The following is a 1946-nucleotide window of genomic DNA, read 5'->3' as shown; positions in this document are numbered from 1 at the left end:
CGGCATCAACTTCCAAGACGCGGCCAAACTCACCGGCGCCAGCGCCGCCGAACAGGCAATACGCCGAGCACCCGACGCCGGCCGCTACCTGCTCACCGAGGCCATGGCCACCGGCCCCGCGATGTTCGACACCGCACGACTAGATCGAGCCGGCGGCCTGAAGGACACCGACACCGCTCCGCCCGCCAAACGTAGGCGACCGGCCGCCCGCGCCAGGCTGGGCACCGCCACCCTCGACGAAGTGCTCTGCATCTCAGGGCTGGTCCCCTAGTGACAACTGCCCGAAACCACCGCGGTCGCGGATTTCGAGAGTCTCGGTTGGAGCGAGGCTCGCAGTGACACCGAAACGGACAGCAAGCAAGCGACCCAAGCTGAGCGTGGTGACGACCACCCACAACCAGGAAGCCTACGTCCGCGATGCTTTCGACAGCTTTGTCGCCCAGCAGATCGACTTCCCGATGGAGATTATCGTCGCCGACGATGCATCAACCGATTCGACGCGGGCGATCATCCAGGAGTATGTCGATCGGTACCCGCACCTGTTCCGGCCGATCCTCAGGCCCAAGAACCTCGGCCTCAACAGGAACCTGGTCGACGCCCTATCGAGGGCTCGCGGCACGTATATCGCACTGTGTGAGGGCGATGACTACTGGATTGATCCGCTGAAGCTGAGCAGACAGGTCGCGTACCTTGACCAGCATCCAGAGACGGCGGTGTGCTTCCATCCCGTACGAACGATCTGGGAAGACGGCCGGGTCGAGGAACAGGACTTCCCGCCGCTCGTCTGGCGCGATGACCTGAGCTTGGATACCTTGATCAGGCGAAACTTCATCCAGACAAATTCGGTCGTGTACCGCCGCCTCCCGCACTACCGTGGTATCCCGGCCGACGTCATGCCTCTGGACCACTACCTTATGGTGCGCCATGCGTTCAGCGGCGACATCGTTATGCTGCCGGAGACGATGGCCGTCTACCGCCGCCACTCGCAAGGTATGTGGAACAACCGGGTCGTAGATCCTCCAAAGTTCTGGCTGTCGTTTGGTGGCGGGCATGCCGCGTTGTACGACGCGATGATCGACCTGGCCGCAGGCGACCCCGAGCGCGAGGATGTCATCGGCGGGATGGCTGACTGGATTTTCAGCGAGATCGCGAACGTTCCGGGCCCAGAAGGTCGCGCCGCGCTGCTGGACTCCGTCGCGCAGCACCCCCGGTGCGCGATGCTGGCCCTGCAGCACCGATGGGCCAACGATCCCGATCTGTTGTTGGCCAGGGTCGAGAGCGACCCCGAAGATGGGGCGTCGGTCTTGCGCCTTGCCCAGCGTTATTTCGAACTGGGCGATTTCTCAAAGGCGCGCCACTGGTATGCGCGGCGGGTTGAGATGGGTGGCGACGACGAGCAGGTCTACTACGCGTTGTACCGGCTCGCGGAGTCGATGTCGAACCTCGGTGAGCCGTGGCCGGATGTTGAGGACGCCTATTTGCGAGCCTGGCAGTTTCGACCGACCCGCGCCGAGCCACTGTTCGCCATTGCCTTTCGATGTCGCGTCGAGCAGCGCTACGGTTTCGCGTACCTGTTTGCCGAGCGCGCCGCCGAAATCCCGCTCCCCGAAGAGGACAGAATATTTGTCAGCGCGGACATCTACGCGTGGCGTGCAACCGATGAGCTGGCGGTGTGCGCGTCCTGGATCGGCAGGCACGCCGAGGCATTCGCGCTGTATCGGGACCTGCTGAGCCGCCCCGAACTCCCCGGCCCTGATCGGCAACGGATTGCGGCCAACCGCGACTTGTTGGTGCCGGCCATGCTCGAGGCGGCCGCACCCTACCCCGAAGCCCTGGTGCAGTCCCTGATCGCCAATCCCGGTGAGCCCGAGGTCACCGTCAGCCTGATCGCCGGGCCGGACCGCCAGAGCACCGAGCAGACCATCGACTCGTTTTTGAACTGCTGT

The 1946-nt window shown here is 64.1% G+C and carries 2 pseudogenes; both read left to right on the top strand.

What is annotated here, in order from left to right:
• Window positions 1-271 (top strand): annotated as a pseudogene (locus tag AC5Y2S_RS28875) (hypothetical protein); the annotation flags it as partial.
• A 100-nt stretch (window positions 272-371) separates the two neighbouring features.
• A pseudogene (locus tag AC5Y2S_RS28870) lies at window positions 372-1244 on the top strand (glycosyltransferase); the annotation flags it as partial.
• Window positions 1245-1946 lie beyond the last annotated feature (702 nt).

This window comes from Mycobacterium sp. NGS69, from assembly GCF_059812165.1.
This window is presented reverse-complemented; position numbering and strand designations above follow the sequence as displayed.